This window comes from Streptomyces sp. NPDC093064, from assembly GCF_044754605.1.
Taxonomy (GTDB): Bacteria; Actinomycetota; Actinomycetes; order Streptomycetales; family Streptomycetaceae; genus Streptomyces.
Map to the genome: position 1 here is coordinate 102,178 of NZ_JBIVPK010000011.1, position 24,229 is coordinate 126,406.

22 protein-coding genes are annotated in these 24,229 nt (G+C 71.5%); 13 read left to right on the top strand and 9 right to left on the bottom strand.

The window, feature by feature from the left end; translation table 11 throughout:
• Nucleotides 1-86: 86 nt before the first annotated feature.
• Nucleotides 87-956, top strand: coding sequence for a 16S rRNA (adenine(1518)-N(6)/adenine(1519)-N(6))-dimethyltransferase RsmA (gene rsmA / locus ACIQFZ_RS15995; RefSeq protein ID WP_365426690.1), 870 nt, complete (start codon nucleotides 87-89; stop codon nucleotides 954-956).
• A complete protein-coding gene (locus ACIQFZ_RS16000) occupies nucleotides 953-1,846 on the top strand; it encodes a 4-(cytidine 5'-diphospho)-2-C-methyl-D-erythritol kinase (protein ID WP_365775593.1) in 894 nt (297 codons plus the stop codon). The genes rsmA and ACIQFZ_RS16000 overlap by 4 nt, the downstream gene beginning before the upstream one ends.
• A 9-nt stretch (nucleotides 1,847-1,855) precedes the next feature.
• Here the strand turns inward: ACIQFZ_RS16000 and ACIQFZ_RS16005 are convergent, their stop codons facing one another.
• Complete coding sequence (locus ACIQFZ_RS16005) at nucleotides 1,856-2,473, bottom strand: Uma2 family endonuclease (RefSeq protein ID WP_365426695.1); 618 nt, start codon at nucleotides 2,471-2,473, stop codon at nucleotides 1,856-1,858.
• A 156-nt stretch (nucleotides 2,474-2,629) separates the two neighbouring features.
• On the opposite strand from ACIQFZ_RS16005, the gene ACIQFZ_RS16010 reads away from it, so the two are divergent.
• From ACIQFZ_RS16010 to galK, 7 genes are all read left to right on the top strand, one after another.
• Nucleotides 2,630-4,444 (top strand): ABC-F family ATP-binding cassette domain-containing protein, encoded by a 1,815-nt coding sequence (locus ACIQFZ_RS16010; RefSeq protein WP_365426698.1) that lies wholly within the window; start codon nucleotides 2,630-2,632, stop codon nucleotides 4,442-4,444.
• A 283-nt stretch (nucleotides 4,445-4,727) separates the two neighbouring features.
• Entirely contained in the window at nucleotides 4,728-6,605 is a 1,878-nt protein-coding gene (locus tag ACIQFZ_RS16015; RefSeq protein WP_402691470.1) for a PQQ-binding-like beta-propeller repeat protein, read from the top strand.
• Nucleotides 6,606-6,707: 102 nt separating this feature from the next.
• Complete coding sequence (locus ACIQFZ_RS16020; RefSeq protein ID WP_402691471.1) at nucleotides 6,708-8,531, top strand: PQQ-binding-like beta-propeller repeat protein; 1,824 nt, start codon at nucleotides 6,708-6,710, stop codon at nucleotides 8,529-8,531.
• A 260-nt stretch (nucleotides 8,532-8,791) separates the two neighbouring features.
• Nucleotides 8,792-9,463: a LuxR C-terminal-related transcriptional regulator gene (locus ACIQFZ_RS16025; protein WP_365422563.1), complete on the top strand. Its 672-nt coding sequence runs from the start codon at nucleotides 8,792-8,794 to the stop codon at nucleotides 9,461-9,463.
• 348 nt (nucleotides 9,464-9,811) lie between these two features.
• The gene (gene galT / locus ACIQFZ_RS16030; protein ID WP_402691472.1) at nucleotides 9,812-10,873 is read left to right on the top strand and encodes a galactose-1-phosphate uridylyltransferase; all 1,062 of its coding nucleotides are present in this window, start codon (nucleotides 9,812-9,814) and stop codon (nucleotides 10,871-10,873) included.
• Entirely contained in the window at nucleotides 10,870-11,838 is a 969-nt protein-coding gene (gene galE, locus ACIQFZ_RS16035) for a UDP-glucose 4-epimerase GalE (RefSeq protein ID WP_365422569.1), read from the top strand. The genes galT and galE overlap by 4 nt, the downstream gene beginning before the upstream one ends.
• Nucleotides 11,839-12,993, top strand: coding sequence for a galactokinase (galK, locus tag ACIQFZ_RS16040; protein ID WP_383056505.1), 1,155 nt, complete (start codon nucleotides 11,839-11,841; stop codon nucleotides 12,991-12,993). It abuts the gene before it with no gap.
• 45 nt (nucleotides 12,994-13,038) lie between these two features.
• Here galK and ACIQFZ_RS16045 read toward each other — a convergent pair whose 3' ends face one another.
• The gene (locus tag ACIQFZ_RS16045; protein WP_365422575.1) at nucleotides 13,039-13,482 is read right to left on the bottom strand and encodes a GNAT family N-acetyltransferase; all 444 of its coding nucleotides are present in this window, start codon (nucleotides 13,480-13,482) and stop codon (nucleotides 13,039-13,041) included.
• 274 nt (nucleotides 13,483-13,756) lie between these two features.
• Here ACIQFZ_RS16045 and ACIQFZ_RS16050 point away from each other — a divergent pair, with 274 nt between their 5' ends.
• Nucleotides 13,757-14,530, top strand: coding sequence for a response regulator transcription factor (locus ACIQFZ_RS16050; RefSeq protein WP_365422578.1), 774 nt, complete (start codon nucleotides 13,757-13,759; stop codon nucleotides 14,528-14,530).
• Between the two features lie 27 nt (nucleotides 14,531-14,557).
• Here ACIQFZ_RS16050 and tamR read toward each other — a convergent pair whose 3' ends face one another.
• A complete protein-coding gene (tamR, locus tag ACIQFZ_RS16055) occupies nucleotides 14,558-15,055 on the bottom strand; it encodes a MarR family transcriptional regulator TamR (protein WP_100571061.1) in 498 nt (165 codons plus the stop codon).
• A 128-nt stretch (nucleotides 15,056-15,183) separates the two neighbouring features.
• Here tamR and ACIQFZ_RS16060 point away from each other — a divergent pair, with 128 nt between their 5' ends.
• Both ACIQFZ_RS16060 and ACIQFZ_RS16065 read left to right on the top strand, forming a co-directional pair.
• Entirely contained in the window at nucleotides 15,184-16,002 is an 819-nt protein-coding gene (locus ACIQFZ_RS16060; protein ID WP_402691510.1) for a trans-aconitate 2-methyltransferase, read from the top strand.
• A 3-nt stretch (nucleotides 16,003-16,005) separates the two neighbouring features.
• On the top strand, nucleotides 16,006-16,368 hold the full coding sequence (locus ACIQFZ_RS16065; RefSeq protein WP_402691473.1) for a VOC family protein: 363 nt from the start codon (nucleotides 16,006-16,008) through the stop codon (nucleotides 16,366-16,368).
• 10 nt (nucleotides 16,369-16,378) lie between these two features.
• Here ACIQFZ_RS16065 and ACIQFZ_RS16070 read toward each other — a convergent pair whose 3' ends face one another.
• On the bottom strand, nucleotides 16,379-17,053 hold the full coding sequence (locus tag ACIQFZ_RS16070) for a TetR/AcrR family transcriptional regulator (protein ID WP_365422584.1): 675 nt from the start codon (nucleotides 17,051-17,053) through the stop codon (nucleotides 16,379-16,381).
• Nucleotides 17,050-18,057 (bottom strand): acyl-CoA desaturase, encoded by a 1,008-nt coding sequence (locus ACIQFZ_RS16075; RefSeq protein ID WP_402691474.1) that lies wholly within the window; start codon nucleotides 18,055-18,057, stop codon nucleotides 17,050-17,052. The genes ACIQFZ_RS16070 and ACIQFZ_RS16075 overlap by 4 nt, the downstream gene beginning before the upstream one ends.
• Nucleotides 18,058-18,348: 291 nt before the next feature.
• On the opposite strand from ACIQFZ_RS16075, the gene ppc reads away from it, so the two are divergent.
• A complete protein-coding gene (gene ppc / locus ACIQFZ_RS16080; RefSeq protein ID WP_402691475.1) occupies nucleotides 18,349-21,090 on the top strand; it encodes a phosphoenolpyruvate carboxylase in 2,742 nt (913 codons plus the stop codon).
• A 79-nt stretch (nucleotides 21,091-21,169) separates the two neighbouring features.
• Here the strand turns inward: ppc and ACIQFZ_RS16085 are convergent, their stop codons facing one another.
• The 4 genes from ACIQFZ_RS16085 to ACIQFZ_RS16100 all read right to left on the bottom strand — a co-directional run bounded on the left by ACIQFZ_RS16085 (nucleotide 21,170) and on the right by ACIQFZ_RS16100 (nucleotide 24,174).
• On the bottom strand, nucleotides 21,170-21,676 hold the full coding sequence (locus ACIQFZ_RS16085) for a hypothetical protein (protein ID WP_365775601.1): 507 nt from the start codon (nucleotides 21,674-21,676) through the stop codon (nucleotides 21,170-21,172).
• A 53-nt stretch (nucleotides 21,677-21,729) separates the two neighbouring features.
• Nucleotides 21,730-22,332 carry an aminoacyl-tRNA hydrolase gene (pth, locus tag ACIQFZ_RS16090; RefSeq protein ID WP_365422595.1) on the bottom strand — a complete coding sequence of 201 codons (603 nt, stop codon included), beginning with the start codon at nucleotides 22,330-22,332 and terminating at the stop codon, nucleotides 21,730-21,732.
• A gap of 88 nt (nucleotides 22,333-22,420) precedes the next feature.
• Nucleotides 22,421-23,011 carry a 50S ribosomal protein L25/general stress protein Ctc gene (locus ACIQFZ_RS16095; RefSeq protein ID WP_365422598.1) on the bottom strand — a complete coding sequence of 197 codons (591 nt, stop codon included), beginning with the start codon at nucleotides 23,009-23,011 and terminating at the stop codon, nucleotides 22,421-22,423.
• A gap of 188 nt (nucleotides 23,012-23,199) precedes the next feature.
• A complete protein-coding gene (locus ACIQFZ_RS16100) occupies nucleotides 23,200-24,174 on the bottom strand; it encodes a ribose-phosphate diphosphokinase (RefSeq protein WP_365422601.1) in 975 nt (324 codons plus the stop codon).
• Nucleotides 24,175-24,229: the final 55 nt, after the last annotated feature.

Genomic DNA, 24,229 nt, shown 5'->3' on the forward strand with positions numbered 1-24,229 from the left:
GGCCTCCGCTTCGGGCGGCCGCGGGCCGGACCCGGCTCCGGGCGGCCGTGGCAATCACGTCACCCGCGCCCCCGTACCCTTGTGCCGTGAGCAGCCCCGCCCCCGACGCCCTCCTGGGCCCCGCCGACGTCCGCGAACTGGCGGCAGCACTCGGCGTACGCCCCACCAAGCAACGCGGCCAGAACTTCGTGATCGACGCGAACACCGTCCGCCGCATCGTCCGCACCGCCGACGTCCACCCCGAAGACGTGGTCGTCGAGGTCGGCCCGGGGCTCGGCTCCCTCACCCTTGCCCTGCTGGAGGCCGCCGACCGGGTCACCGCCGTCGAGATCGACGACGTACTCGCCGCCGCGCTGCCCGCGACCGTCGCCACCCGCATGCCGGAGCGCGCCGGCCGTTTCGCGCTGGTCCACTCCGACGCGATGCACGTCACCGAGCTGCCGGGCCCCGCGCCCACCGCCCTGGTCGCGAACCTCCCCTACAACGTGGCCGTGCCCGTCCTGCTGCACATGCTCGACACCTTCCCGAGCATCGAGCGCACGCTCGTGATGGTGCAGGCGGAGGTCGCCGACCGGCTCGCCGCGGCGCCCGGCTCGAAGGTGTACGGCGTGCCGTCCGTGAAGGCCAACTGGTACGCCGAGGTCAAGCGGGCCGGGGCCATCGGCCGCAAGGTCTTCTGGCCCGCGCCGAACGTCGACAGCGGACTGGTGTCTCTGGTCCGGCGCACGGAACCGATCGCGACCACCGCCACCAAGCGCGAGGTCTTCGCCGTCGTCGACGCGGCCTTCGCCCAGCGCCGCAAGACCCTGCGGGCCGCGCTCGCCGGGTGGGCCGGATCGGCCGCGGCGGCGGAGGCGGCTTTGGTCGCCGCCGGGGTCTCCCCGCAGGCGCGGGGCGAGTCGCTGACGGTGGAGGAGTTCGCGCGGATCGCCGAGCACAAGGAGACCGGTAAGTGAGCGTCACCGTACGCGTTCCGGCCAAGGTCAACGTCCAGCTCGCGGTCGGCGCCGCCCGCCCCGACGGCTTCCACGACCTGGCGAACGTCTTCCTCGCTGTCGGCCTGTACGACGAGGTCACGGTCACCGAGGCCGACGAGCTGCGCGTGACCTGCGCGGGCCACGACGCCGACCAGGTCCCCCTGGACCGTACGAACCTCGCCGCCCGCGCCGCCCTCGTCCTCGCCGAACGCCACGGCCTCCGCCCCGACGTGCACATCCACATCACCAAGGACATCCCGGTCGCCGGGGGCATGGCGGGCGGCAGCGCGGACGGCGCGGGCGCGCTGGCGGCCTGTGACGCACTGTGGGGCACGAACGCCTCCCGCGACGAACTCCTCGACATCTGCGCCGAGTTGGGCAGCGACGTGCCGTTCAGTCTGGTCGGCGGGGCGGCGCTGGGCACCGGGCGCGGCGAGAAGCTGCGTCCGCTGGAGGTCGGCGGCACCTTCCACTGGGTGTTCGCGATGGCCGACGGCGGGCTGTCCACCCCGGCGGTGTTCCGCGAGTTCGACCGGCTCGGCGAGGGCACGGACATTCCCGAACCGGTCGCCTCCGAGGACCTGCTGGCCGCGCTGGAGAAGGGGGACACCGCCGCCCTCGCCGCCGCGCTCACCAACGACCTCCAGCCCGCCGCGCTCTCCCTGCGCCCGTCCCTCGCGGACACGCTCGCGGCGGGCCGCGCGGCGGGGGCCCTGGCGGGCCTGGTGTCGGGGTCGGGGCCGACGACGGCGTTCCTCGTGGCGGACGCCGAGTCGGCGGGGACGGTGGCGCGAGCCCTGCGGGAGTCCGGCACGTGCCGCGCGGTACGCGTGGCGGCGGGGCCCGCGCCGGGGGCCACGGTGCTCTGAGCGGCCCGGTCAGAGGGTGTCGATCTCCGTCAGGTCGATGTCGATGTCGAAGGGGACGGAGAGCTTCAGACGGTCGTGGTGGATTCCGGTGACGATGTAGGTCTTGGTGACCGGATCGCGTTCGTACACGTGGACGACCGGCCGTTCCTCCTCGCCCACCATCTCCACCAGCCAGAAGTGGTCGATGCCCGCGGCGGCGTACTTGCGCGGCTTGGTGTCGCGATCGCGGGACTCGGAGTCGGGCGAGACCACTTCCACGGCGAGGACGACGTCGGAGGCCCGGAAGGACGTCTGGCTGCGGCTGGTCACCGCCTCGGCGCGGATCACGGAGACATCCGGTTCCGGCCCGTTCTTGCGGTCGATGACGACGGTCATCTCCCGGGTGACTTTCAGCCTCGGTGGAGTCGTCCGGCGCAGGCCGCTCACCAGCAGGTCGATGACAATGCTGTGGAAATAGCGCTGCGGACTCACGAAAACCAGGCTTCCGTCGATCATCTCGGTGTGCGGCGGGAGGCCGGGCAGCGTGTGCAGGTCGTCCACGGTCCAGCCGTCCTGAGGCGGCATCGGCCACCGGGAGGCCGGCTCGGGCTCGGGCACGGTCACCTCGGGAATGGGCTCGGCAGTCATGGTTCCTCCCATGGCGGGATCCTGGGACCTGCCTTCCCACCGTAGCGGCCGTATCTCGATCATGTCATCACAAAGAGTGACCGCCCTCTCGCGCACCGTCCCCGCCCGCGAGGCCCTACGCTAGAAGGCTGACCGACCCCCGCGCACAGGAGTGAAATGGCCGTCAACCTGGTCAATGTCGAGAACGTCAGCAAGGTGTACGGAACGCGCGCCCTGCTCGACGGTGTCTCGCTCGGTGTGTCCGAAGGGGATCGGATCGGGGTCGTCGGGCGCAACGGCGACGGCAAGACCACACTGATCCGGATGCTGGCCAGGCTGGAGGGAGCCGACACCGGACGGGTCACGCACTCCGGCGGGCTGCGGCTCGGGGTGCTCACGCAGCACGACTCCCTCGACCCGGAGGCCACCGTCCGCCACGAGGTCATCGGGGACATGGCCGACCACGAGTGGGCGGGCAACGCCAAGGTCAGGGACGTCCTGACCGGACTGTTCGGCGGGCTCGACCTGCCGGGCTTCCCCAAGGGCCTCGACACCGTCATCGGGCCGCTGTCCGGCGGCGAGCGGCGGCGGATCGCGCTGGCCAAGCTGCTCATCGAGGAGCAGGACCTGCTCGTCCTGGACGAGCCCACCAACCACCTCGACGTCGAGGGCATCTCCTGGCTGGCCCGGCACCTGCGCGAGCGCCGCTCCGCGCTGGTGTGCGTCACCCACGACCGGTGGTTCCTCGACCAGGTCTGCACCCGCATGTGGGACGTGCAGCGCGGGGCGGTGCACGAGTACGAGGGCGGCTACTCCGACTACGTCTTCGCCCGCGCCGAACGCGAACGCATCGCCGCCTCCGAGGAGGCCAAGCGGCAGAACCTGATCCGCAAGGAGCTGGCCTGGCTGCGGCGCGGCGCCCCCGCCCGCACCTCCAAGCCGCGCTTTCGCGTGGAGGCGGCCAACGAGCTGATCGCCGACGTGCCGCCGCCCCGCGACAGCAGCGAGCTGATGAAGTTCGCCTCCTCGCGGCTGGGCAGGACGGTCTTCGACCTCGAGGACGTCACCGTGCAGGCCGGGCCCAAGGTGCTGCTCAAGCACGTCACCTGGCACCTCGGTCCGGGCGACCGGATCGGTCTCGTCGGCGTCAACGGCGCCGGGAAGACCTCCTTGCTGCGGGCCATGGCGGACGCGGCCCGTACCGAGGGCGAGGCACAGCCCGCCGGCGGGCGGATCGCCGTCGGGAAGACCGTGAAGATCGCCTACCTCTCCCAGGAGGTCGCCGAACTCGACCCGGACTGGCGGGTCCTCGAAGCCGTGCAGCAGGTGCGCGAGCGCGTCGACCTCGGCAAGGGGCGGGAGATGACCGCCGGGCAGCTGTGCGAGACGTTCGGCTTCGGCAAGGAGAAGCAGTGGACGCCGGTGGGCGACCTGTCCGGCGGTGAGCGGCGGCGGCTGCAACTCCTGCGCCTGCTCATGGCCGAGCCCAACGTGCTCTTCCTCGACGAGCCCACCAACGACCTCGACATCGAGACCCTCACCCAGCTCGAGGACGTCCTCGACGGCTGGCCCGGCTCGATGATCGTCATCTCCCACGACCGCTTCTTCGTCGAGCGCACCACCGACACGGTGTACGCGCTCCTCGGCGACGGCGCGCTGCGGATGCTGCCGCGCGGCATCGACGAGTACCTGGAGCGGCGGCAGCGGATGGAGCAGCAGGCCGCGGCCGCCGCCCCGGTCCCGTCGCCCGCCGCCGAGCAGGCCACGCCCGAGCGGAGCGCCGCCGAACTGCGCGCCGCGAAGAAGGAACTGCAGAAGATCGAACGGCAGTTGGACCGGATCTCCGAGAAGGAGTCCACGCTGCACACGCGGATCGCCGAGCACGCCACCGACTTCGCGAAGGTCGCCGAACTCGACGCCGAACTGCGCGCGTTGGCGGGGGAGCGGGAGGAACTGGAGATGCGCTGGCTCGAACTCGCCGAGGACGCGTAGCGCTGCGGGCGGGCCCGTCGTGGTCGGGCCCGCCACAGTCCGGCGCACGCGCCGTGTGAACGGCGCGTGGTGGTTTTCTGGAGGGAAATCCCCCGGGCCCGCCACGCATAACGGGCGCGTCACAGGCCGGTCCTCCCTTGGGAACAGGGGCCGACTCGGGCCGGTGGCGGGCAGGTTGCCAGTGATAAGAATGAGCCGTCCGGGGACTTTCCCGGGCGGCTCTGGGTTCTTCGAGTACCTCAGGGCGTGGCTAAAAAGCAGTGATTGAGGGGGAAGCGCGCTGATGTCTCAGCCGCCCAGCCAGCCGCCCCAGGGCGGCTTCGGAGCACCGCAGGATCAGCCGCCGCAGCCGCAGGACCAGCCGCCGCAGTCCGGCGGCTTCGGGCCGCCGCAGACCCCACCGGCGCAGGGCGGTTTCGGTGCCCCCCAGGGCCCGCCGGCCCAGGGCGGTTTCGGAGCGCCCCAGGACCCGCGCCAGGCCACGCCCCCGCCCCCGGCCCAGCCGCCGCAGACGCCGCCGCCCCCGCCCGCCGGCCCGCCGCAGCCCGGCTACGGCTACCCACAGCAGCCCGGGCCCTACGCCCAGCCCGGCCCCTACGGCGCGCCCGCCGCGCCCGGCCCGTACGGGCAGCCGCAGCAGCCGGGGCCGTACGGGCAGCAGCCCGGCTACGGCTACCCGCAGCAGCCGCACTTCCCGGGCACGCCCGGCACCCCGCCCCCCGGCGGCTCCGGCAGCCCGTTCAAGGGCAAAACCGCGGCCATCATCGGCGCCGCGGTGGCCGCCGTACTCGTCGTCGGTGTCACCGTCTGGGCCGTCAGCGGCGACGACGGCGGCAAGAAGCCGGTCGCCGACGCGAGCGACGACGCGAAGCCCTCGAAGTCCGCCGTCTCCGACGCCCCGGTCAACCCCGGTGACGGCAGCGGCGACGGCAAGGGGGAGGCGGAGGACCTCAACGCGGGCCGCAAGTCCAGCGAGGCCAAGGTGCTCTGGTACAAGGAGGCGCCCGCCGCGCCCGGTGGCGGCGCCGAGGCCCCCGGTATGTGGATCACCGACAAGACGGCGGTGAAGGCGGCGTACAAGCAGGTCTTCGCCTACAACGTCGGTGACGGCAGGCCCACCTGGGAACCGATCACGTTCCCGGAGAAGATCTGCGCGGTGACACCGCAGAAGACGGCCGACGACAAGGTGGTCGTGGCCTACATGAGCGGCAGCAGCGACCGCGCCAAGTGCAACCAGCTCCAGCAGGTCGACCTGAACACCGGGGCGAAGGGCTGGACCATCAAGGTCGAGGACGGCGAGCTGTTCGACAGCACGCTCACCATCGAGATGACCGTGGCCGGCAAGACGCTGATGGTGGGCCGCTCGCAGTCGGGCACGGCGTACGACATCGACAGCGGCAAGAAGCTCTTCGACAAGCGGCGCTACGGCCAGGCCTGCTTCCCCGGCGCCTTCGCGGGCGGTGCCCGGCTGCTCGCGGTGGCGTCGTGCGGGGCCGGCGGTTCGAACGAGCACGACGAGGTGCAGGAGCTCGACCCCGCGACCGGCGCGGTCAGGTGGACCAAGAAGATCCCCAAGGACTGGTCGGTCGAGCGTGTCTACTCCGTCGACCCGGTGGTCCTGTACTCGGTGGACAAGGACAAGAAGCACTGGAACATCTCGACGCTGAGCGGCGGCGCCATCCGTTCCCAGGTGGACACCAAGTCGAACTTCAACGCCGACTGCGGCTGGGCCATCCTCGCCCGTAACCTCCAGGGCTGCCAGGCCGTCGCCTCCGACGCCGACACCCTCTACCTGCCCACCGACGTCACCACCGGCGCCAACGAGATCGTCGCCCTCAACCTCGCCACCGGCAAGGAGAAGTGGCGCGTGAAGTCCCCGACGGACACCTCGATGATGCCGCTCAAGGTGGAGAACGGGCAGCTCATCGTGTACGTCGAGCCTTCGTACGACGCGGGCGGCCAGATCGTGTCCGTGGCGACGGCGGGCTCGGTCCACACTCCGGTGAAGCTGCTCCAGAACCCGGAGGGCACCGCGTCGATCGAGAACGGCTTCTACTCGCGGGCCGTCGACTGGGTCGACGGACGCTTCTACCTCTCCACCACCCGGCTGCGCGGAAAGGCCGACACGAAGGAGAAGCTGATGCTCGCCTACGGCAAGTGAGCCCGGCCGGCCGCGCCACGCGCGGCCGGCGCCGCACGCCGTTCCGGCCACTCTGCTTCCCCGTCGTCCCGCCCCCTCCGCTTCCTCCGAGGTGCACTCGTCATGTCCCAGCCGCCCCCACCGCCCAACCAGCCGCCGCAGCCCGGCGGCTACGGCCAGCCGCAGGGCCAGCTGCCGCAGCAGCCCGCACAGTCCCCGCAGACGCCGCCCGCGGGCGGCCCGGACTTCGCCAAGTCCCCCCAGCCGGCGCCGGGTTACGGCTACCCGCAGGCACCGCAGCCGCCGCAGGGCACCCCGCAGACGCCGCCCCCGGCCGGACCGCCGCAGCCCCAGCCCGGCTACGGCTACCCGGGCGGGCAGCCGAACCCCTACGCCCAGTCGCCCGCCGCGCAGCCGAACCCGTACGGCGCCCAGCAGTCCGGGTACGGCTATCCCGGCCAGCCGCCGACCGTGCCGGTGCAGCCGCAGGCTGGAACGCCGGGCGGCGGCCGGAAGGTCAACGCCCAGGTGGTGATGATCGTCTCGACCGTCGTGGTGATCGCGCTGATCATCGGCACCGGCATCTGGTACTCGAACAGGTCCGACGGCGGCAAGCAGGACACCGCCAGTTCCAGCGGCGGCACCGGCGGCAAGGAAGGGGACGGGAAATCCGGCTCCGGCGGCACGGAGAAGGCGCCGTCCGACCCGGCCGCCAAGGTCCTCTACCAGGTGCCGATGCCCGAGGTGAGCGACCTGGTCACCACCACCGGCTCCTGGCTCACCGACAAGGCGTACGTCAAGAGCGGCGTCGCCGAGGTCGTCGGCTACGACCGGGACAAGGGCACCAAGCTGTGGACGATCGAGCTGCCCGGCCCGGTGTGCGAGGCCAGCAACCACACCACCTCGGACGGCAAGGCGGCGATCGTCTACGAGCCGGCCATGCCGACCAAGGACAAGCCCACGCACGGCTGCAGCCAGGTCGCGGCGATCGACCTCGACGCCGGCAAGAAGCTGTGGACGCAGACCGTCAAGTCCGGTGACCAGCCCATCGGTCTCGACAACGTCACCGTCAGCGGCGGCACGGTCGCCGTGGGCGGCACCAGCGGCGGCGCCGCCTTCGACATCGCGGACGGCAAGGTCCTGTGGGCCCCGAAGGCGGCCGACACCTGCTACGACTCCGGGTACGGCGGCGGCGCCAAGCTGGTCGCGGTGCGCAAGTGCGGCCAGTACGGGCAGCGCCAGTTGCACATCCAGACGATCGACCCGAAGTCCGGCAAGGTGATCTCGGAGTACAAGATGTCGCAGGGCATCGAGTACGCCGCGATCGTCTCGACCGATCCGCTCGTCGTGGCCGCCGACGTCGGCCAGAGCGCGGGCGACGGCAGCGGCATCTCGGACTTCTTCTCCATCGACAACGGGACCGGCAAGCTGCGCGCCCACATCTCGGCGCCCGGCGACACCTACGCGGCCCGCTGCGACGGCATCAGCAGGGTCGAGGACTGCCGGGGCCTCGCGGTCGGCGACGACCGGCTGTACGTGCCCACCGAGGACCACGACGGCAGCGAGGAGTTCCGCAAGACCAACGAGATCGTCGCGTTCGACCTGGGCACCGGCAAGCAGACCGGCCAGCGCGCCGACGCGGGCGACGGCTACCACATCTACCCGCTGCGCATGGACGGCGCCGACGTCATCGCGTACAAGAGCCCGCCCTATGACAAGGGCGGCCAGATCGTCAGCATCGACGGCGGCAGCTTCAAGCAGACCAAGCTGCTGGAGAACCCGGCCTCGCGGGACGTGCGCGACGCGGAGACCTCCATGTCCCCGGACCGCGCGGAGTTCCTCTACTCCCAGGGCCACCTCTACATGTCGTCGATCTACGCCCGCAAGGCGTCGTCCTCGTCCCTCGGCAAGGACTACCTGGCGCTGGCCTTCGGAGTGGGCGGCTGATCCGCCGCACGGCCGGAACGACACGGCCCCGCCCCCGACCGGGGGCGGGGCCGTGCGCGTACCACTCGGCGCCCGCGCATGACCCTCGAAATGAGTTTTGAATGCGAGGAATGCGAAAAGTCCGCCGATCCGGGGGTACTTCTCGCCGGTAGGGGCAGCGCGACGTCGAACAAGCGTGTAGCTTCCGGGGGCATGACGGGTGGCGTGCCGGGGGGCCGCAGCCCGGGGCTGTGGACATCCTTGGGGGGACTGGGGGCTCGATGGGAGTGCGGCTCATGGTGGTCGACGACCACCGGCTACTGGCCGAGGCGCTGGCCTCGGCGCTGAAGCTGCGCGGACACCGCGTGCTCGCCGCCGCGGCGCCGGCCGCGGGCGCGGCGGACCTGGTGATCAGCCGCGCTCCGGAGGTGTGCCTGCTGGGCACGGCGGCACCGGCCGAGCCCGGCACCTTCGACCCGGTGGTGAAGATCAAGCGGGAGCGTCCGCAGGTCGTGGTGGTCGTGCTCGGCCCGGTTCCGTCCCCGCGCGGCATCGCGGCCGCCTTCGCGGCGGGGGCCTCGGGATACGTACGCCATGACGAGCGCATCGAGGGCGTCGAGCGGGCGATCATCAAGGCGAGGGCGGGCGAGGCCGCCGTCGCCCCCCAGCTCCTCCAGGGCGCCTTCGGCGAGTTGCTGAACCCCGCCGCCCCACCGGACGACGAGGGCCAGCGTCTGCTGCGGATGCTCACCCCGCGCGAGGTGGAGGTCCTGGTCCGGGTCGCCGAGGGCGAGGACACCCGCCTGATCGCGGCCGGCATGGGCATCGCCCCCAGCACGGCCCGGACCCATGTCCAGCGCGTCCTGATGAAGCTCGGGGTGGGCTCGCGGCTGGAGGCGGCGGCCCTGGCGGCCCGCACCGGCCTGCTGGACCGCGCGGGCCCGCTGCTGTAACTCCGGCCCGGTCCCGGCTCCCCCGCACCGGACGAGGGGACGCCCGCGTCTGCTCTCTTGCGAGGAGGGCCCGCCGTTCAGGCCGGGTGGGAATCGCATCGTGTGCCAGCGGCGCGGTGTGCCGCCGCATCCGGATTCCAGGGCGCGTAGCGCCCTGACGGCCTGCCCGGTGGAGCCGGTCGAACCTACGCTTCCGCGTTCAGTTGTTGATGGACTTTGTTCGATCGTGATCTGAAAAGGGGTGGTGGGTTGTGGCGTGTTGTGTTTGATTGTGTTGGGAGTGGTGGGGTGCCGGCGGGGTGCGGACTCGCGGACCGGTGGCCCGGGGACCAGTAGGGAGTTCCGACAGTGAAGAAGACCTCGACCCGGCTGGCCGACGGTCGTGAGCTCGTCTACTACGACCTGCGCGACGACACCGTGCGCGACGCGGTGGACCGGCGCCCCCTGGAGCCGACGGTCACCACCTCGGAGGTGCGCCGGGACGTGCTGCTCGGCGACGCGGTCGCCGTCGCCTCCCACCGCCAGGGCCGCACCTACCACCCGCCGGCCGACGAGTGCCCCCTGTGCCCCTCCACGGGCGACCGCCTGAGCGAGATCCCCGACTCCTCCTACGACGTGGTGGTCTTCGAGAACCGCTTCCCCTCGCTGACCGGCGACCTCGGCCGCTGCGAGGTCGTCTGCTTCACCTCCGACCACGACGCCTCGTTCGCCGGCCTGAGCGAGCAGCAGGCCCGGCTGGTCCTGGACGCGTGGACGGACCGCACCGTGGAGCTGTCCCAACTGCCCTCCGTGGAGCAGGTGTTCTGCTTCGAGAACCGCGGATCCGAGATCGGCGTGACGCTGGGGCACCCGCACGGCCAGATCTACGCCTACCCCTTCACCACCCCGCGCACCGCGCTGATGCTGCGCTCACTGGCGGCCCACCGGGAGGCCACCGGCGGGGAGAACCTCTTCGACGCGGTCCTGGAGCGGGAGCTGGCCGGCGAGCGGGTCGTCGTCGAGGGCGACCACTGGGTGGCCTTCGTCCCGTACGCGGCGCACTGGCCCTACGAGGTTCACCTGTACCCCCGGCGCCGGGTCCCCGACCTGCTCGGACTCGACGAGGCGGCGCGCGCGGAGTTCCCCGGGATCTATCTGGACCTGTTGCGGCGCTTCGACCGGCTCTTCGGCGAGGGCGCCCCGCCGACGCCGTACATCGCCGCCTGGCACCAGGCCCCGTTCGGCGTGCCGGCCGGGTCCGACGGTGTCACGCGCGACGACTTCGCACTCCACCTCGAGCTTTTCACCATCCGCCGCACTTCCGGCAAGCTGAAGTTCCTCGCGGGTTCCGAGTCCGGCATGAACGTGTTCATCAACGACGTGCCGCCGGAGCGTGCGGCCGAGCGACTGCGGGAGGTAGCGGGTTCATGAGCGGGAAGTACCTGGTGACGGGTGGCGCGGGCTACGTCGGCAGCGTGGTCGCCCAGCACCTGCTTCAGGCCGGTCACGAGGTCGTCGTACTCGACAACCTGTCCACCGGCTTCCGTGAGGGCGTGCCCGCGGGCGCCTCCTTCGTCGAGGGCGACATCCGGGACGCCGCCAAGTGGCTGGACCCCTCCTTCGCCGCGGTGCTGCACTTCGCCGCCTTCTCGCAGGTGGGCGAGTCGGTGGTCAAGCCGGAGAAGTACTGGGAGAACAACGTCGGCGGCACGATGGCCCTGCTCACCGCGATGCGCGAGGCCGGCGTGCGCACGCTGGTCTTCTCCTCCACGGCGGCGACCTACGGCGAACCGGAGCGGGTCCCGATCGTCGAGACGACCCCGACCCGGCCCACCAACCCCTACGGCGCCTCCAAGCTCGCCGTCGACCACATGATCGCCGGCGAGGCGGCGGCCCACGGCCTGGGCGCGGTCTCGCTGCGCTACTTCAACGTGGCCGGCGCCCACGGCGCGTACGGCGAACGCCACGACCCCGAGTCGCACCTGATCCCGCTGGTCCTCCAGGTCGCCCAGGGCAGGCGGGAGGTGATCTCCGTCTACGGCGACGACTACCCGACCCCGGATGGCACCTGCGTACGCGACTACATCCACGTGGCGGACCTCGCCGAGGCCCATCTGCTGGCCCTGGACGCCGCCCGGCCCGGCGAGCACCTGGTGTGCAACCTCGGCAACGGCAACGGCTTCTCCGTCCGCGAGGTCGTCGAGACCGTCCGGCGGGTCACCGGCCACCCCGTCCCGGAGGTCGTGGCCCCGCGCCGGGCCGGCGACCCGGCGGTCCTGGTCGCCTCGGCCGCGGCCGCCCGCGAAAAGCTCGGCTGGAACCCGACCCGCACGGATCTCGCGGGTATCGTCGCGGATGCCTGGGAGTTCGCGCAGCACATCGCAAGGGAGCGGTAAGTGGGGGCACTTGAGGTCCGGGAAGGCTTCACCGAGCTGTACGGCGCCGAGCCGGAGGGGATCTGGGCGGCGCCGGGCCGCGTCAACCTGATCGGCGAGCACACCGACTACAACGACGGCTTCGTGATGCCCTTCGCGCTGCCGCACGTCACGACCGCCGCGGTCGCGCGCCGCGACGACGGCGTACTGCGGCTGCACTCGGCCGATGTGCCGGGAGGGCCCGTGGAACTGCGGGTCGACGAGCTGGCCCCGGAGTCCGACCGGAACTGGACCGGCTACCCCGCGGGCGTGGTCTGGGCCCTGCGCGAGGCGGGTCACGAGGTGACCGGCGCGGACGTCCACCTGGCGTCGACGGTTCCTACGGGCGCCGGCCTGTCCTCCTCCGCGGCCCTGGAGGTCGTGGTCGCCCTGGCCCTGAACGACCTCTACGCACTGGGCCTGAAGGGCTGGCAACTGGCCCGCCTGTGCCAGCGCGCCGAGAACGTCTACGTCGGCGCCCCCACCGGCATCATGGACCAGACCGCCTCGGCCTGCTGCGAGTCGGGCCACGCCCTGTTCCTGGACACCCGCGACCTGTCCCAGCGTCAGATCCCCTTCGACCTGGCCGCCGAGGGCCTGCGCCTGCTGGTCGTCGACACCCGGGTCCAGCACGCCCACAGCGGCGGCGAGTACGGCAGGCGCCGCGCGGGCTGCGAGAAGGGCGCGGCCCTGCTGGGCGTGGACGCCCTGCGCGACATCCCCTACGGAGGTCTGGACGCGGCGCTGGCCGACCTGGCCGGCGAGGAGGAGGTGGCCCGGCTGGTCCGTCACGTCGTCACCGAGAACGGGCGGGCGGAACGGGTGGTGTCCCTTCTGGAGTCGGGCGACATCAGGTCGATCGGCCCGATCCTGACCGAGGGCCATGCCTCCCTGCGCGACGACTTCCGCGTCTCCTGCCCCGAACTGGACCTGGTCGTCGACACGGCCCTCGCCTCCGGCGCTCTCGGCGCCCGGATGACCGGCGGCGGCTTCGGCGGCTCGGCGATCGTCCTGGCCGAGTCCTCCGACGTCCCCGCCCTCACCAAGGCGATCGAGCAGTCCTTCACGGACGCGGGCCACCAGACCCCGCGCGTCTTCGAGGCGGTTCCCTCGGCGGGCGCGAGGCGGCTGGCCTGACGGAACGGGAGCGGGCGCGGGTCCCTTCGCCGGGAGCCGGTCCGGTCAGGGCAGGCGTTTGATCATGGTGTACTCGGTGATCCCCGGCGGGTAGTCGGGGATCGCGCAGACCACCCTGTAGTCGTGCCTGCGGTAGAAGTCCGGGGCCTGGAAGTCCCAGGTCTCCAGGCGGGCGGCGACGCAGGCGCGTTCGCGGTGGGCGATGCGCTCGGCGCGGGTCAGCAGGCGGGAGCCGAGGCCCGTGCCGCGGTGGGGGTCGTCGACCCAGAGGTGGGTCACATGCAGCCAGGTCGCCCAGGTGTGGCCCACCAGCCCGCCCGCCAGATCGCCGGAGTCGTCCAACGCCCAGAGGTGGATGGGGACTTCTCGGACGGCGGGGGTTCTGCGCAGGGCGTCGATGAGCGGGGAGGCCGCCGTGTTCGTGTCGCGGAGGCGGGAGCGGAGCAGATCGTGGCGCGCTTTGTCGACTTCTGCCTCAATACGAAACATGCGGCACACCCTAAACGCGTCGGCCGGTCAGTTCTGCGAATTGCCTTCCCCTCCCGGCTGCCGGCCGTACCCTGATGAGCGGCACCGGTGGGGGCCGGTGCTGGTCAGGGGGGCGAGAGGGCTCGGGCAGGACACCGGAGGCGGATGGCGGTCCGGTACGGCGAGGGCCGTGCGACCGTGCTCGGCTCCGGGCGTCGGGTCCGTGCCGCTCGGCGTTCTCCGACGATGGGAGACTCCCCCGCTCTGACCAGGAGCGTGGGGAAGGGGGTTTTCAGTGGTTCGTGTCCGAGTCCTGGTCGTCGACGACCATCGCATCTTCGCCGAGTCGCTCGCCGCCGCCCTGGCCGCCGAGCCCGACGTCGAGGTGTCCGCGGCCGGCTCCGGCCCGGCGGCACTGCGCTGCCTGGAGCGGGCGGCCGCCGACGGCCGCCGCTTCGACGTCGTGCTCGTCGACGCCGACCTCGGCGGCACCGTCCCCGGGGCCCGGCCCGCCGTCCCCGTGCGGGAGGGCGACGAGGACGGACTGGTGGACGGGATCTCCCTGGTCGCGGGGGTGCGAGGGGCCCAGCCGGGGGTGCGGACCGTCGTACTCGCCGAGAAGGACGACCCGCGGCGCGCCGCGCTCGCCCTCCAGGCCGGTGCCTGCGGCTGGGTCGCCAAGGACTGCTCGCTGTCCCGGCTGCTCACCGTCATCCGCGGAGTCCTGCGCGACGAGACCCATCTGCCGCCCGCCCTGCTCACCGGTGTGCTGCGGGAGCTGACTGCCGCCCGCAAGCACCGCACCGAGAGCGAGCGCCTGGTGGAGTCGCTGACCCCGCGCGAGCGGGAGGTGCTGCGCTGCATGGTCGCGGGGCTGGGCCGCAAGGCCGTCGCCGAGCGGCTGTACCTGTCCCCGCACACCGTGCGCACCCATATGCAGAACGTCCTGGGCAAGCTCGGCGTGCACTCCACGCTGGCCGCCGTGGCACTGGCCCGCCGGGCCGGGGTGGGGCCGGCCGATCTGGGGCCCGCCGGGCGGATCGGGGTGGAGGAAAGCAGCAGCGCCTGACCCCGCGCCGGTCCGCCCGGCAGACCCTCAGCCGGGGATGTTGTCGAACGGGGCGGTCAACTGGCGTAGCAGGCCGGCCAGTTCGCCGCGCTGCGCGGTCGACAGTTCGGCCAGCAGCGCGCGCTCCTGATCCAGGAGCCCGGCCAGGGACCGGTCGGCGCGGTCCCGGCCCTCGTCCGTCAGGCGGACCAGCACCCCGCGCCGGTCGCTGGGGTCGGGGAGTCGCTCCACCAGGCCCTTCTTGGCCAGCCGGTCGATGCGGTTCGTCATCGTGCCCGAGGTGACCAGCGTCTGGGTCAGCAGCTGCCCGGGGGAGAGCTGGTAGGGCGAGCCTGCGCGCCTGAGCGCCGTCAGGACGTCGAACTCCCAGGGCTCCAGGCTGTGCTCGGAGAAGGCGAGCCGGCGTGCGCGGTCCAGGTGCCGGGCCAGCCTGCTCACCCGGCTGAGCACCTCGAGCGGTTCCACGTCGAGGTCCGGGCGCTCCCGGCGCCACGCTGCGACCAGCCGATCGACCTCGTCCTCCATGGCGATCAGTGTAGTGGTTGTGTCGACATGAAGTCTCTTGGCGTCGAGTCTCTTGACGTCGAGATAACTGCCGGGGGAGAGTGGTGAACGCAGCCGCCGACGACTCCCCGCACCTCCAGGAGGCCGCCATGTCCGCCCACAGCCCTGCCTGGGATCCCGCCCAGTACCTGCGCCACGCCGGCCACCGGGCCCGCCCCTTCGCCGACCTCCTCGCCCGCGTCCCCGCTCTGCCCGGCGACCGTCCCCGCATCGCCGACCTCGGCTGCGGCCCCGGCAATGTGACCGCTCTGCTCGCCGACCGCTGGCCCACCGCGCACATCACCGGCTACGACAACTCCCCGGCGATGCTCGACAAGGCCGTCGTCGACCACCAGGGCCCCACCCCCGGCGGGGGCCGCCTCGACTTCACCGCCGCCGACGCCCGGACCTGGACCCCCGGCGAGCCGTACGACCTGATCGTCAGCAACGCCACGCTCCAGTGGGTGCCCGGGCACCCGGACCGCTTCGCCGACTGGGTGGCGGGGCTGCGCCCCGGCGGCACCTTCGCCTTCCAGGTCCCCGGCAACTTCTCCGCCCCCAGCCACCGGCTCATGCGCGAACTCGCCGGCTCCGCCCGCCGGCGCGACCGGCTCGCGGACGTCCTGCGCCACGAGGACGCGGTGCTCGCCCCCGAGGCCTATCTGGAGCGGCTGGCCGGCCTCGGCTGCGCCGCCGACGTCTGGGAGACCACGTACATCCACCTGCTGACCGGTGAGGACCCGGTGCTGGACTGGGTGAAGGGCACCGGTCTGCGGCCTGTCCTCACCGCCCTCGCCGACGACCCGGCGGCCCGCGAGGAGTTCCTGGCCGAGTACCGTGCCGCCCTGCGGGAGGCCTACCCGGCCGGACCGCACGGCACCCCGTTCCCCTTCCGCCGCATCTTCGCGGTCGCCACCAAGGAGGCGTGAGGCATGCTCGCCGCCGTCGACCACGTCCAGCTCGCCGCCCCGCCCGGCTCCGAGGACCACCTGCGGGCGTACTACGCCGGTGTCCTCGGCATGACCGAGGTCCCCAAGCCGCCGGCTCTGGCCGCGCGCGGCGGCTGCTGGTTCCAGGCCGGGGACGTCCGGCTCCACCTGGGCATCGAGTGGGACTTCCGCCCCGCGGGAAAGGCCCACCCGGGGCTCCGGGTGACGGCTGTCGAGGCCTTCGCCGCCCGGCTCGCGGCGCACGGCGCGAAGGTCGTCTGGGACGACGGCCTGCCGGGCCACAGGCGCTTCTACTCCGAGGACCCCGTCGGCAACCGCCTGGAGTTCCTGGAGGCGCTCGCCTAGGACCGCTCGCCTAGGACTTGCGGTGCCCGATCAGCCGGGGCCGCGGCTCCAGCCCGTCCAGCCCGTGCCAGGCCAGGTTCACCAGGTGGGCGGCGACCTCCGCCTTCTTCGGGCGGCGGACGTCCAGCCACCACTGGCCGGTCAGGGCGACCATGCCGACCAGCGCCTGGGCGTACAGAGGGGCCAGCTTCGGGTCGAAGCCGCGGGACTTGAACTCGCGGCCCAGGATGTCCTCCACCTGGGTGGCGATGTCGGAGATCAGGGAGGCGAAGGAACCCGTCGACTGGGGGATGGGGGAGTCGCGGACCAGGATGCGGAAGCCGTCCGTGCACTCCTCGATGTAGTCCAGCAGCGCGAACGCCGCCTGCTCGCACAGCTCGCGGGGGTGGCCCGCCGTCAGCGAGCTGGTGACCATGTCCAGCAGCCGCCGCATCTCGCGGTCCACCACGACGGCGTACAGGCCCTCCTTGCCGCCGAAGTGCTCGTACACCACCGGCTTGGACACCCCGGCCTTGGCCGCGATCTCCTCCACCGAGGTGCCCTCGAAGCCCTTCGTGGCGAACAGCGTGCGACCGATCTCCAGCAGTTGCTGGCGGCGCTCGGCACCGGTCATACGGGTACGCCGCGTGCGCCGCGGCTTGTCATTGCTGGGGGTGCTGGAGTCGGTCGCCACGCTGTCAATCATGCCGCCTCGGCGGTCTTTCTCCGGCGGCGGGAGTCGCCCACCCCGTCGTTGCGGCGGGAATCGATACGCGAGCGTGACGGCCAGCGCACGTCATAGGCCCAGCCGAACCGCTCGAACCAGCGGATGATCCGGGCCGAGGAGTCCAGCTGGCCGCGCTCCACCCCATGCCGGGCCGAGGTCGGGTCGGCATGGTGCAGGTTGTGCCAGGACTCGCCGCAGGACAGGATCGCCAGCCACCACACGTTGCCCGAGCGGTCCCGCGACTTGAACGGACGCTTGCCGACCGCGTGGCAGATGGAGTTGATCGACCAGGTCACGTGGTGCAGCAGCGCCACCCGGACCAGCGAGCCCCAGAAGAACGCGGTGAACGCGCCCCACCACGACATCGTGACCAGGCCGCCGATCAGCGCCGGCAGCAGCAGCGACACCACGGTCCACAGGATGAACTGACGGGAGATCGTCCGCAGGGTCCGGTCCTTGATCAGGTCCGGGGCGTACTTGTCCTGCGGCGTCTGCTCCTCGTCGAACATCCAGCCGACATGGGCCCACCACAGTCCCTTCAGCAGCGCCGGAACCGTCTCGCCGTACCGCCACGGGGAGTGCGGATCACCCTCGTGGTCGGAGAACTTGTGATGCCTGCGGTGGTCGGCGACCCAGCGGACCAGGGGTCCCTCGACCGCCATCGACCCCGCGATCGCCAGCGCGATCCTCAGGGGCCGCTTCGCCTTGAACGAGCCATGTGTGAAATGCCGGTGGAAACCGATCGTGATGCCGTGACAGCCGAGGAAGTAGAAGAAGACCAGCAGGCCGAGGTCCAGCCAGCTCACCCCCCAGCCCCATGCCAGCGGCACCGCCGCGAGCAGTGCGAGGAACGGGACGGTGATGAAGAGCAGCAGCGTGATCTGCTCGATCGAACGCTTCTGCTCACCTCCAAGGGTGGCGGAGGGAAGAGAGGTGTCGGTCGCCTTCGGGGCGTCGTCGATCACATCGGAGCTTGTGGTCATGGGCGTCCCCTGTGGGGTCGAGGGTCGAGACGGGTTGTCGGGGGTCAGGGAACCGTTCAGCTCCCTACGGTTCCGTAACCTACGGCGTCGTAAGTATGGCAGCGCGTCGCGCTGCGGCAAGAGCCCCTAGCCTGCGCGTCCCCCGCGACACCTAGACTTGGAGGCGGTCGGACAGCGCGGTCCGCTCTGAAGATTTCCTTCCCGGACACCTGGCCCGTAAGCGGCAGCCGCCGCGCGGCACTAGTCCGGGTCCCCTCCCAGACGTGCTTCAACCCGCAAGGAGCCGCACCTGTGAGCAGTGCCGACGACCAGACGACGACCAGCGCCGAGCTGCGTGCCGACATCCGCCGACTGGGTGACCTCCTCGGGGAGGCCCTGGTACGGCAGGAAGGCCCCGAGCTCCTCGACCTGGTCGAGAAGGTCCGCCGCCTCACCCGAGAGGACGGTGAGGCCGCCGCCGAACTGCTGCGCGGAACCGAACTCGACACCGCGGCCAAGCTGGTCCGCGCCTTCTCCACCTACTTCCATCTGGCGAACGTCACCGAACAGGTGCACCGCGGACGCGAACTGCGTGCCCGGCGCGCCGCCGAGGGCGGCCTGCTCGCCCGCACCGCCGACCGTCTCAAGGACGCCGACCCCGAACACCTGCGCGAGACCGTCCGGCACCTGAACGTTCGCCCGGTCTTCACCGCCCACCCCACCGAGGCCGCCCGCCGTTCGGTGCTCAACAAGCTCCGGCGCATCGCCGCGCTCCTGGAGGCCCCGGTCGCCGAGTCCGACCGCCGTCGCCTGGACACCCGGCTGGCGGAGAACATCGACCTCGTCTGGCAGACCGACGAACTCCGCGTCGTCCGTCCCGAGCCCGCCGACGAGTCCCGCAACGCCATCTACTACCTCGACGAACTCCACGCCGGCGCCGTCGGCGACGTCCTGGAGGACCTCACCGCGGAACTGGAGCGCGTCGGCGTCAAGCTGCCCGACGACACCCGCCCCCTCACTTTCGGCACCTGGATCGGCGGCGACCGCGACGGCAACCCGAACGTGACCCCGGAGGTCACCTGGGACGTGCTGATCCTCCAGCACGAGCACGGCATCAACGACGCCCTCGACATGATCGACGAGCTGCGCGGCTTCCTGTCCAACTCGATCCGCTACACCGGCGCCACCGACGCACTGCTCCAGTCCCTCGGTACCGATCTGGAGAACCTGCCGGAGATCAGCCCCCGCTACAAGCGGCTCAACGCCGAGGAGCCCTACCGGCTCAAGGCCACCTGCATCCGCCAGAAGCTCGTCAACACCAAGCAGCGCCTGGCCACCGGCACCCCGCACGAGGCAGGCCGCGACTACCTCGGCACCGCCGAACTCCTGCGCGACCTGCGGATCATCCAGGACTCCCTGCGCGGGAACCGCGGCGGCCTGTTCGCCGACGGCCGCCTGGGCCGCACCATCCGCACCCTGGCCGCCTTCGGCCTCCAGCTGGCCACCATGGACGTCCGCGAGCACGCCGACGCCCACCACCACGCCCTCGGCCAGCTCTTCGACCGGCTCGGCGAGGAGTCCTGGCGCTACGCCGACATGCCCCGCGAGTACCGCGCCAAGCTGCTCGCCAAGGAGCTGAGGTCCAGGAGGCCGCTCGCCCCCGCCCCGGCCCCCGTCGACGCGGCCGGCGCCAAGACCCTCGGCGTCTTCGAGACGGTCAAGCGGGCCCTGAGCGTCTTCGGGCCCGAGGTCATCGAGTCGTACATCATCTCCATGTGCCAGGGCGCCGACGACGTCTTCGCCGCCGCCGTCCTGGCCCGCGAGGCCGGACTCGTCGACCTGCACGCCGGCTGGGCCAGGATCGGCATCGTGCCGCTGCTGGAGACCACCGACGAGCTCAGGGCCGCCGACACCATCCTGGAGGACATGCTCTCCGACCCGTCCTACCGGCGCCTGGTCGCGCTCAGGGGCGATGTGCAGGAGGTCATGCTCGGGTACTCCGACTCCTCCAAGTTCGGCGGCATCACCACCAGCCAGTGGGAGATCCACCGCGCCCAGCGGCGCCTGCGCGACGTCGCCCACCGCTACGGCGTACGGCTGCGGCTCTTCCACGGCCGCGGCGGCACCGTCGGCCGCGGCGGCGGCCCCACCCACGACGCCATCCTCGCCCAGCCCTGGGGCACCCTGGAGGGCGAGATCAAGGTGACCGAGCAGGGCGAGGTCATCTCCGACAAGTACCTCATCCCGTCCCTGGCCCGGGAGAACCTGGAACTGACGGTCGCGGCGACCCTTCAGGCCTCCGCCCTGCACACCGCCCCGCGCCAGTCGGGGGAGGCGCTGGCCCGCTGGGACGCCGCGATGGACGTGGTGTCCAACGCCGCCCACGCCGCCTACCGCAGGCTCGTCGAGGACCCCGACCTGCCGGCGTACTTCTTCGCCTCCACCCCGGTGGACCAGCTCGCCGACCTGCACCTGGGATCGCGTCCCTCGCGACGCCCCGACTCCGGTGCCGGACTCGACGGACTGCGCGCCATCCCCTGGGTGTTCGGCTGGACCCAGTCCCGGCAGATCGTGCCCGGCTGGTTCGGCGTCGGCTCCGGGCTGAAGGCGCTGCGCGAGGCGGGCCTGCGGCTGGAAGGGGACACCGTGCTCGACGAGATGCACCGACAGTGGCACTTCTTCCGCAACTTCATCTCCAACGTCGAGATGACCCTCGCCAAGACCGACCTGCGCATCGCGCAGCACTACGTCGACACCCTCGTCCCCGACGAGCTCAAGCACATCTTCGACACCATCCGGGCCGAGCACGAACTCACCGTGCGCGAGGTGCTGCGCGTCACCGGCGAAAGCGAACTCCTCGACGCACAGCCCGTGCTCAGGCAGACCTTCGCCATCCGCGACGCCTACCTCGACCCGATCTCCTACCTCCAGGTCACCCTGCTCAAGCGGCAGCGCGACGCGGCGGCGGCCGACCGGGAACCCGACCCGCTGCTCTCCCGGGCCCTGCTGCTCACGGTCAACGGCGTGGCGGCCGGCCTGCGCAACACCGGCTGACCACCCCGGGAACGGCGAAGGGTGCCCCCGGGGTTCGTACCGACCGACGAACACCGGGGGCACCCTCATGCCCTACGGCTCACAACGCCACGAAGACCACCGTCAGCAGCGCGAAGCCCGACCCCGCCAGCACCCACGCCGCCCGGGTCCGCCGCAGCCCGCCCGCCACGACCACCGAGGCCAGCAGCAGCGCACCGCCCAATGGGGCCCACGCGTACAGGATCCCGGCCGGGCCCGAGCGGACCACCTCGTCCGTCCCCGGCTTCACGACGACGCTGTAGGTCTGCCCCTTGCGCACCGCCACGGTGTGGTCGATCACCACCTGGTCACGGGCCTTCGACCCCGTCGAGACCGGTGTGTACGGCCCGGTGCACGTGCCGGCGTCGCACCGCGTCACCGCGATCGTGCCCTGCTCACGTCCCTTGGTCAGCAGCACGTACGGCGCGGTGCGCCAGGACGCCCACACCCCCGCGATGAGGATCAGCGCCGTGACGGCGCCCATGGCCGCGACCCGCCCGAACCGGAGCGCGGCGTCGGAGGCCTGACGGGAACGAGTGGCGATTGCGGCAGGCATGGCCGGGATCATTGGCCATGTCGCTACGACCGGTCAACTCCAGGGGGGTGTGGTGGGGGGACAAGTCAGGAGTTGTACGCGCTTTGCGCCCGCTCCAGACCCTCCGCCAGCAGACACTCCACCGAGTCCGCCGCTCGGTCCACGAAGTAGTCCAGCTCCTTGCGCTCGGCGGAGGAGAAGTCCTTCAGCACGAAGTCCGCCACCTGCATACGGCCCGGCGGACGTCCGATCCCGAACCGCACCCGGTGGTAGTCCGGACCCATCGCCTTCGTCATCGACTTCAGCCCGTTGTGGCCGTTGTCGCCGCCGCCCAGCTTCAGCCGCAGCACGCCGTAGTCGATGTCCAGTTCGTCGTGCAGCGCCACGATGTTCGCGAGCGGCACCTTGTAGAAGTCGCGCAGCGCGTTCACCGGCCCGCCGGACAGGTTCATGAACGACATCGGCTTCACCAGCACCACCCGGCGGCTCTCCGGCCCGGGAGGACCGATCCGCCCCTCCACCACCTGCGCCTGCGCCTTGCCCGCCCGCTTGAACCGGCCCCCGATCCGGTCGGCCAGCAGATCCACCACCATGAACCCGACGTTGTGCCGGTTCATGGCGTACTCCGGTCCGGGATTGCCGAGGCCGACGATCAGCCAGGGCGCGTTCGCGGAGGTCGTCACGTCCATGTCTCCTCAATACACGTCGTACGCGTCATACGCGCCGGCCGCCGCCCCCCGAGGGAAGCGGCGGCCGGCGAGACGGCGACGGTCGGGCTCAGGCCTGCGCGGCCTCTGCGCCTTCCTCGCCCGCCGGGGCCTCCTCGGCCTGCGCGGCCAGCACCTGGAGCACCGCGGTGTCCTCCTCGACGGCCAGCTTCACGCCGTCGGGCAGGTTGATGTCCTTGGCGAGGATCGCGGCACCGGCGGCCAGACCGGCCACGGACACCGGCAGGGAGTCCGGGATGTGCGTGGCCTCGGCCTCGACCGGCAGCGCGGTCAGGACGTGCTCGAGCAGGTTGCCGCCCGGGGCCAGCTCGCCCTCGGCGACGACCGGGATCTCGACGACGACGCGCTCGCCGCGCTTGACCATCAGCAGGTCCACGTGGACCAGGAAGCCCTTCAGCGGGTCGCGCTGCACGGCCTTCGGAATCGCCAGCTCGTTGGTCTTGCCGTCGATGTCCAGCGAGATCAGGACGTTCGGCGTACGCAGCGCCATCAGCAGCTCGTGACCCGGCAGCGTCAGGTGGATCGGCACCATGCCGTGCTCGTACAGCACACCGGGAACCTTGTTCTCACGGCGGACACGGCGGGCGGCACCCTTGCCGAACTCGGTGCGCGTCTCGGCGGCGAGCTTCACCTCGGACATGCTCTTCACTCCTCGTAGAGGTACACGGAAAACGGTCGGGGTCACCCGGCCACGAACGGCCTGCTACGAAGAGCGCGTCGATAACGGATCGCCGTACCACGAGAACGAGTACGGCCTCCCTCGCCGAGCAACTGAAGCAGTCTACTCGGAGCGGGAGGCCGGACCCAAAACGATCTAGAGCGTGGTCCTCACTGCTCGTCGAACAGGCTCGTCACCGAACCGTCCTCGAACACCTCGCGCACCGCGCGCGCGATCGTCGGCGCGATGGACAGCACCGTGACCTTGTCCAGTTCCAGCTCGTTCGGCGTCGGCAGCGTGTTGGTGAACACGAACTCGCCCACCTTGGAGTTCTTCAGCCGGTCCGCCGCGGGACCCGACAGCACACCGTGCGTCGCCGTCACGATCACGTCCTCCGCGCCGTGCGCGAACAGGGCGTCCGCCGCGGCGCAGATGGTGCCACCGGTGTCGATCATGTCGTCCACCAGAACGCAGATGCGGCCCTTCACGTCACCGACGACCTCGTGGACGGTGACCTGGTTCGCCACGTCCTTGTCGCGCCGCTTGTGCACGATCGCCAGCGGCGCGCCAAGCCGGTCGCACCAGCGGTCCGCCACCCGCACCCGGCCGGCGTCCGGGGACACCACCGTCAGCTTCGAACGGTCGACCTTGTTGCCCACGTAGTCCGCCAGCAGCGGCAGCGCGAACAGGTGGTCCACCGGCCCGTCGAAGAAGCCCTGGATCTGGTCCGTGTGCAGATCCACGGTCAGGATGCGGTCGGCACCCGCGGTCTTCATCAGATCCGCGATCAGACGCGCCGAGATCGGTTCACGTCCTCGGTGCTTCTTGTCCTGCCGTGCGTAACCGTAGAACGGCACGATGACCGTGATGGAGCGGGCCGACGCACGCTTCAGCGCGTCGATCATGATCAGCTGCTCCATGATCCACTTGTTGATCGGAGCGGTGTGGCTCTGTATCAGGAAGCAGTCCGCGCCGCGGGCCGACTCCTGATAACGCACGTAGATCTCGCCGTTCGCGAAGTCGAACGCCTTCGTCGGGACGACCCCGACACCCAGCTCGTGGGCGATTTCCTCGGCAAGCTCGGGGTGGGCGCGGCCGGAGAAGAACATCATCTTCTTCTCGCCGGTCGTCTTGATCCCGGTCACAGCAGTGTCTCCTCAGCGGGTGTTCGCAGCATGGTGGGGGCGTGTACTTATCACG